Annotated in this window: 7 protein-coding genes; 5 read left to right on the top strand and 2 right to left on the bottom strand. The window is 66.6% G+C overall.

Annotation, left to right across the window (positions count from 1 at the left end; translation table 11 throughout):
• Positions 1-648: prephenate dehydrogenase/arogenate dehydrogenase family protein (locus AC2FNY_RS17970; protein WP_496803291.1), on the top strand; the 648-nt coding region annotated here is incomplete at its 5' end.
• Entirely contained in the window at positions 645-1,505 is an 861-nt protein-coding gene (locus AC2FNY_RS17965; protein ID WP_234184285.1) for an extensin family protein, read from the top strand. The genes AC2FNY_RS17970 and AC2FNY_RS17965, both read left to right, overlap by 4 nt.
• A gap of 12 nt (positions 1,506-1,517) precedes the next feature.
• Here AC2FNY_RS17965 and AC2FNY_RS17960 read toward each other — a convergent pair whose 3' ends face one another.
• The gene (locus tag AC2FNY_RS17960; protein ID WP_496803290.1) at positions 1,518-2,519 is read right to left on the bottom strand and encodes a DUF2125 domain-containing protein; all 1,002 of its coding nucleotides are present in this window, start codon (positions 2,517-2,519) and stop codon (positions 1,518-1,520) included.
• A 65-nt stretch (positions 2,520-2,584) separates the two neighbouring features.
• Here AC2FNY_RS17960 and AC2FNY_RS17955 point away from each other — a divergent pair, with 65 nt between their 5' ends.
• From AC2FNY_RS17955 to AC2FNY_RS17945, 3 genes are all read left to right on the top strand, one after another.
• Positions 2,585-3,115: a gamma-glutamylcyclotransferase gene (locus tag AC2FNY_RS17955; protein WP_234172086.1), complete on the top strand. Its 531-nt coding sequence runs from the start codon at positions 2,585-2,587 to the stop codon at positions 3,113-3,115.
• A 70-nt stretch (positions 3,116-3,185) separates the two neighbouring features.
• Positions 3,186-4,367, top strand: a complete 1,182-nt coding sequence (locus AC2FNY_RS17950) for a biopolymer transporter ExbB (protein ID WP_234165854.1) — start codon at positions 3,186-3,188, stop codon at positions 4,365-4,367.
• A 3-nt stretch (positions 4,368-4,370) separates the two neighbouring features.
• The gene (locus tag AC2FNY_RS17945) at positions 4,371-6,671 is read left to right on the top strand and encodes a peptidoglycan -binding protein (RefSeq protein WP_496803289.1); all 2,301 of its coding nucleotides are present in this window, start codon (positions 4,371-4,373) and stop codon (positions 6,669-6,671) included.
• A 3-nt stretch (positions 6,672-6,674) separates the two neighbouring features.
• Here AC2FNY_RS17945 and AC2FNY_RS17940 read toward each other — a convergent pair whose 3' ends face one another.
• A complete protein-coding gene (locus AC2FNY_RS17940) occupies positions 6,675-7,571 on the bottom strand; it encodes a M23 family metallopeptidase (protein WP_496803288.1) in 897 nt (298 codons plus the stop codon).
• Between the last annotated feature and the right edge of the window lie 57 nt (positions 7,572-7,628).

Genomic DNA, 7,628 nt, shown 5'->3' with positions numbered 1-7,628 from the left:
GCCACGGTGTCCGATGTCGGCTCGGTCAAGCGCGCGGTGATCGACGCGGTGGGGCCGCATATTCCCGAAGAGGTGCATTTCATTCCGGCTCACCCGCTGGCCGGGACCGAGCATTCGGGGCCGCAATCGGGCTTCGCCGAGCTCTACGACAATCGCTGGTGCCTGCTGGTGCCGACCGAGGGCAGCGACCCGCAGGCGGTAGCCCGGTTGCGCGCGCTGTGGGAGGGCATGGGGGCCAATGTCGAAGAGATGGAGGCCGATCATCACGATCTGGTGCTGGCGGTGACCAGCCATGTGCCCCATGCCATTGCCTATACGATGGTGGGGGTGGCCGACCATCTGCGGCGGGTGACTGAAAGCGAGGTCATCAAGTATTCGGCGGCGGGGTTTCGCGACTTTACCCGCATCGCCGCATCGGACCCGACCATGTGGCGCGACGTGTTCCTGAACAATCGCGAGGCGACGCTGGATATCCTGGGCCGCTTCACCGAGGAACTGTTCATGCTGCAACGCGCCATCCGAATGGGCGACGAGACCTATCTGTTCGACTATTTCACCCGGACACGGGCGATCCGCCGGGGCATCATCGAGGCGGGGCAGGACACTGACGCCCCCGATTTCGGACGCGTCAAGGGCAAGCCCACATGACCGGGCGCGGGCATATCCTCGCGGCTCTGGCTCTGACGCTCTGGGCACTGCCGCTTGCGGCCAATGCGCCGGATCGCTCGTTGCGGCCGGTGCCCCGCGCGGTTGCTGCCGATCCGGTGGTTCAGGCCGCCATCGCTGTGGCGACAGAGGAGGCCGCCGCCTCGGTTGCGGTGACCCGTATGCGCCCGAACCTGCGCCCGCCCTCGGAACAGGAGATATTGGCCGCCGCCACGCCACCCCGACCAGACGCGCCCGGCCTCGACCTGTCGCCACGGCCAGAGCTGCGCCCGAAAGAGGTGGAAGAGCGCGCGCTGTTTGGCCGCAAGAAGCGGATGAAGGGTGCGGTCTGCGGAAACCCGGATATTCAGGGCAGTGCAGCAGGCCGGGTTCCGGGCAAGATCAAGGGTTGCGGTATCAAGGACGCGGTGCGTGTCACCTCGGTCTCGGGCGTGCGGCTCAGCACGCCGGCGGTGATGGAATGCGGCACGGCAGAGGCGTTGAATCACTGGGTCGCGCGCAGCGTCAAACCGACCTTTCGCCGTCGCGGTCCGGTGGTCGAGCTTCAGGTCGCGGCGCATTACGCCTGCCGCACTCGCAACAACCAGCGTGGCGCCAAGATCTCGGAGCATGGCAGGGGCCGCGCGATCGACATCTCGGCCTTTGTGATGAATGACGGCGAGCGGATTACCGTTCTCGAAGGCTGGAAGCGCGGCGCCACGCGCAAGATGCTGCGGCAGGTTTGGAAAGAGGCCTGCGGCCCGTTCGGCACCGTGCTGGGGCCAGAGGCGGACCGCTATCACAAGGACCATCTGCATCTGGACACCGCCCGCCACCGGGGCGGCCCCTATTGCCGCTGACGCCTTTGTCTCCTACCGCAGGATGATGCGCGGCGCCGGACCCAGCGGGATCGGCCCCAGCGTCACAAAGCCACGGCGAAAGCCCAGTTCCACATCCAGCGCGTCCGGGTTGCCGCCCAACCCCGCCAGCATGGTCAGCACCCGGCTCAGCGGCTCGGCGGCCTGCTGGGGCAGGGCGCCCCCCTGCTGTGCCATCGCCACCATCTCGCGCCAGTTCTCGGCCTTCAGCGCCACCGATCCGGTGGGGATGCCGTATTCGTCGACGCTGACCTTGCCGGCGGCAAAGAGGCGCAATTCGCCCCAGGCGGCCTCGGCCAGAGAAAGGTCGATCTCGACCGGCTGCGGGCGGCGCTCCTCCAGCGCGGCGCGGTCCCAGGGGCGGTCGAAGGTCACCGCCATCGAGATCTCGGCCCGTTCGAAACTGCGCGGCAGCCCCTCGGCCCCGCCCATGGCGCGGCGCAGGTCGCGACCCGGTGCCAGATCGCTGAGTTCGGCGTGCAGCACATAGGCCTCGGGTTGATCCTGTTGCGTCATCGACAGGGTCAGTGCGTCGGCATCGGCCAGAACCTCGCCATCGCGGGTGACCGACCATTCGCCCGCGCTCAACCCCATCGTGCGCAGCTCCAGCGCCACACCCGGCGCCAGATCCAGATCGGCGCGCATCGCGTCCGCCTCAATCACCAGGGTCCGGTCGAAGTAAGACAAGCGTTGCGGCGTGTCGGGGAACAGCAGGCTTTGCCGTCCGGGCCAGATCGCCGGGCTTTGCAGCGCCAGCCAGTCGGCCCGCCAGGCGGTGCCGGTGTCCGGGTCGGCCAGTGCCGGAGCCTCGATTTCGATGCGATGACGCAACGGATAGCCCGACAGGCCGGTCTCGGTATATTCGGCCTGCCAGCCGCGCGTGGCCTGCGTTTCGAACCAGCTCACGACAGAACCGCGCAGGCCGAACCCCGCAACCGCCCAATAGCCCGACCAGATCACCGCCGCCAGCAGCGCCACCCGCACCAGGTTCAACATCGCCTGCCCCTTTTGTCTCTGCTCGTTTTCCTGTTTATAGGCCGAAACGGGCAAGGACCAGCGCGATGACGATGTGGGTATTCGGATACGGATCTTTGATGTGGAACCCGGGTTTTCCGGTGGCGCGGCGCGAATTGGCGACGCTGAACGGCTGGTCGCGCTCTTTCTGCATGAGTTCGATCCACCATCGCGGTACCGAGGAAAAACCGGGGCTGGTGCTGGCGCTTGACGCCGTGCACGACGCACAGTGCCGGGGCATCGCCTTTGCGGTCGAGCCGGGGCACGAGGCACGCACTCTGGACGAGCTGCGCGAACGCGAACTGATCTCCTCGGCCTATCTTGAGCGCGAGCTGGACGTGGCGCTGGATATCGGCGGCCTGGTGCGCGCGGTCACCTATGTCATCGACCCCGATCACGAGCAGTATTGCGGCGGCATGCCGCTGGAGCGGCAGGCCCAGATCATCGCCACCGCGATCGGCGGGCGCGGCCCCAATACCGAGTATCTCTACAACACCGCGGCCCATCTGGCGGAAATCGGGCTCAATGATCCCGATCTCGACTGGCTTTCCGCCCGCGTGCGCGAGATTACCGCATAAACCCTTGGCGTTGCGCCTCTCTTTTCGATAGGTTCGGGCCAGAGCAGTCAAGGGTTCAGGAACGCCGCGAATGGCCCAGCCAGACCGAGAAGCGAGGCCGCAGTTCTCGCACCCGACCCGCCAGATCCTGATGATGCTGATCGTCATCGGCCTGTCGGGGTTTGGCGTCTTTGTCGCCATGCCGCGCGTTTTGCCGGTGTTTCAGGCCAACCCCTATCTGAACGGGTTCATCCTGCTGGTCTTCCTGATCGGTGTGCTGGCCTGTTTCTGGCAGGTGGTGCAGCTGATCGGGTCGGTCCGCTGGATCGAGGAGTTCGCCGCAGGGCATGAGCGCGAGGATACCAGACCGCCCTCGATGTTGGCGCCGCTGGCCTCGCTGTTGCGCTCGCGCGCGGCGCGGATGCAGATTTCGTCCAGCTCCACCCGCTCGATCCTCGACTCGGTGGCCGAGCGGATCGAGGAAGAGCGCGAGATCACCCGTTATATCACCAATGTGCTGATCTATCTGGGCCTTCTGGGCACGTTCTTTGGCCTTGCCACCACCATCCCGGCGGTGGTGGACACCATCCGCAGCCTCAACCCGCAGGAGGGCGAAGAGGGGTTGGCCGTCTTCAACCGGCTGATGACCGGGCTTGAGGCGCAGCTGGGAGGCATGGGCACCGCCTTTGGTTCATCGCTGTTGGGTCTGGCCGGGTCGCTGATCGTTGGATTGCTGGAGCTGTTCACCGGCCACGGCCAGAACCGGTTCTACCGCGAACTCGAGGAATGGCTGTCGACCATCACCCGGGTCGGGTTTTCCTCGGGCGAGGAGGGACACTCGGAAAGCGGCGCCATTGCCGGGGTGGTCGACACGATGGTCGAGCAGATGGACGCGCTGCACGCCATGTTCGCAACCTCGGAAGAGGGCCGCGCCGAGGTCAGCGGCAAGCTGGGGGCACTGGTCGACACAATTGCCGAGATGAACCAGCGCCAGGCCGAGACCGAGGACGTAACTGCCGCGCTCGACCGGGTGGCGGCGGGGCAGGAGGCGCTGATCGACTTTCTGCGCGAACAGGGCGCCCATGACGGGCTTGACGCCGAAAGCCGGATGCGGCTGCGCTCGATCGACGTGCAGATGTTGCGCATTCTCGAGGAGATTTCCGCCGGTCGGCAGGAAAGCATGGCCGAGCTGCGCAAGGATATCGAGCTGTTGGCCAAGGCGCTGTCGGTTCCGCGGCGTCCGCTGCGCGGCGTCGCCCGCGACGAGGGCTGATCCATGGCCCTGTCACGCCGCACCGGACACAGGTTTCAGGGGTCGGTCTGGCCGGGGTTCGTGGATGCGATGACAGGCCTTCTGATGGTGCTGACCTTTGTGCTTACCATCTTCATGGTGGTGCAGTTCGTACTGCGCGAGACCATTTCCGGGCAAGAGGACGAGCTGGACGCGCTGGCAGGCGAGGTTGGGCGGCTGGCGCAGGCGTTGGGGCTAGAGGAACGCACCAACAACCAGTTGCAGGCGCGTTTGGGCGCGCTCAATGCCACGCTCAACGATACCCAGGACGATCTGAGCCAGGCTCAGGCGCTGATTGCCTCGCTGACGGTCGAACGTGACCGCAGCCGCGCCGCGCTGGACGAGGCCGCGACCCGGATTACCGCCTTCGAGGCGCAGGTCGCCGCGCTGTTGGCCGATCGCGACCGGGCGCTGGGCGATGTGGCGGCGCTTGAGGCCGAGCGGGGCCGGCTTCTTACCGAACAGGAGGCGTTGAACCTGGCACTGGCACAGGCTCGCGACGAGATTGACGACCGGACCGAGGCGGCAAGGCTGGCCGCCGCCCGGCGCGAGGCGCTGGAGGCGATGATTGCCGATCTGCGCCGCTCGGGCGAAGAGAACGCCGCGCAGATCAGCACGCTGGAACAGCAGTTGAGCGAGGAAGAGGCTGCCCGCCTGGCCGAGGCCGCCGCCGCTCAGGCGCTGCGCGAGAAGCTTGAAAACGCCGATGCGGAATTGACCGCGATGACTCTGGCATTGGAGGCGCAGCGCCGCGAGGCCGAGGATACGCTGACCCTGCTGGCGGCGGCGGATGCGGCGCGTGAGCAACTGAATGCGAAACTGGCCGAGGCGCTGGACCAGATCGAGGCGGCCCGCGCCCAGGCGCGCGAACGCGACGAACTGGCCGAGCGTCTGACCCGGGTGCTGGGCCAGATGGAGGTGGCCCGGTCCGAGGATGCCGCGCGCGTCAGCGCGCTTGAGGCCGAGCTGGACCGGATCCGCGCCGAAGGCGGCGAGACCCGTGCTGCTCTGGCCGAAGCGCGCGCCCATGCGGAAGAAACACAAAGCGCGCTTGAAGCAGCGCTGGCCCAGCAGCGCGCGGCCACCGTGGCGACCCGTTCGCAATATCGGGACGAGCTTGACCGGCTGCAATCCGAACATGCCGCCGCGCGTGCGGCGCTTGAGGCGGAACTGGCCAAGGCCCGCGCCGAGGCCGACACCACTCGCACCGATCTGGAGGAACGTCTGGCGCGTGGCGAGGCCGAGGCGGCCAGCATCCAGGCCGGGCTGGAGGCCGAGCTGGCTCAGGCGCGCGCCGATCTGACCGCCGCGCGTACCGCCGCCGATTCCACCGCCGAAGATCGCGCCTCGGTCGAGGCGCGGCTGCTGATGGCGCTGGAGTCGCTTGAGCGTGCGCAGGCCGCCGCCTCGGATAACGAGGTGTTGCAGCGGCGTCTGCTGGCGGCGCTCGACGCGCAAACCGAGGCGGAAAGCAGTGCCGCCCGCCAGCGCAGCCTGGCCGAGGAGCGTGCAGCGTTGCTGGCGCAGGCGCGGGCCGCTCTGAGCGAGGAACAGGCGGTGTCGACCGAGGCGCAGCGCCAGACCGCGCTGTTGAACCAGCAGGTCGCAGCCCTGCGCAACCAGTTGGGCAGCCTTCAGGCGTTGCTGGACGATTACAAGGCCCGCAACGCCTCTGCCGAAGTACAGTTGCAAAGCCTGGGTCAGGACCTGAACGCCGCGCTGGCCCGTGCCGCCTCCGAGGAGCGCAAGCGCCGCCTGCTGGAAGAGGCCGAGCGCAAGCGGTTGGAGGAAGAGGCCCGTGTGCTGGCCGAGCAGGCCAAGGATCTGGAGCGCTATCGCTCGGAATTCTTCGGGCGGCTGCGCGATGTGCTGGGCAATCAGGAAGGCGTGCGGATCGAGGGCGACCGCTTCGTGTTCTCCTCCGAGGTGCTGTTCGATCCGGGCAGCGCCGATCTGTCGCCCGAGGGTCAGTTCGAGATCGCCAAGGTGGCGCGGATCCTGCGCGCGATTGCCGCCGATATCCCGCCCGAAATCAATTGGGTGATCCGGGTCGATGGGCATACCGACAACGTGCCGCTGCTGGGCACCGGCAAATATGCCGATAACTGGGAGCTGAGCCAGGGCAGGGCGCTGTCGGTGGTGCGCTACATGGTCGACGCGCTGGGCCTGCCACCTGACCGGCTCTCGGCTAACGGGTTTGGTGAATACCAGCCCGTCAATTCGGCCGACACCGACCAAGCGCGCGCGCAGAACCGGCGGATCGAATTGAAACTGACCGAGAAGTAGCGCTTACTCGACCGAGACTGTCGCCAGTGTCCGGTCGACCTCGACCCCTTTACGCAACAGGGATGCGGTGCCTTCATAGGTACCTGCGGGCCAGGACGGCCCCTTCAGGCGGCGTCCCGCCGCGCGAAAGAACTGTGCCTGAGCGCGGTCTAGGGTCATGTCCTGTTGCATCAGCTGTCCTCCGGGACCCTCGACCGTCAGCCGCAGGATGTCACCTTTTTGCCCGCCAAACGCTAGGACAAAGAACACCAATGCGCCTGCGTCCCCGGGCAAACTGGCCCGGGTGGCGGTGCCGTCTTGTACCTGCGCATATTCGGGAACCGCGTCGGCAAAGCCCGCGTCGATCAAGCCACTGGCCTCGTAAATGGGCGTTTCTCGCCAGAGGCTGCCCCCACTTGCATTACATTGCGCCGTATCACCGGTATCGAAGGGGTCGACCACCGCGCCGTTGTGGCGGACCGACAGATGCACATGAGGAAACTGGGCCTTGCCGCTGATCCCAACCTGTCCAAGGATGGCGCCACGCTCAACTCGGTCGCCCTTGCGCACCCTGACCGAACCTTTCTTGAGGTGGCAATACTGGGTTTCCCAGCCATCTTCGTGCCTTAGTACCACGCCGTTTCCGCATTCACGGCCTTCGACCGCCGCCGCATTGTCAGGTCCATAGACACGATCCTCGACCCCGTCACGCAGGCCTGTCACGATACCGGGCGCCGAGGCCTGAACATCGACCCCTGCGCGCATATGCGCCAGCGTAGGGAGCGCGAAATCGGTGCCTTTGTGGCCGTCATAGCTGAGTCCACCGCAGGTGAAATCGCTCGCACCCTTTCCAGGATCGCGGTCGACATATTGCTGAATGTGACAGGATGCGCCCAGAGTACAGTCGATGGGCAGATCCAAAACGGGATCACCCGCCGCGGGCAAGGCGGCGAGCGATAGAAGGAGCGTGAGCCCCGG

It is taken from the genome of Ruegeria sp. BHSC223, from assembly GCF_059613025.1.
The sequence above is the reverse complement of the archived record's forward strand: the minus strand, read 5'-3'. Positions and strand labels throughout refer to the sequence as shown.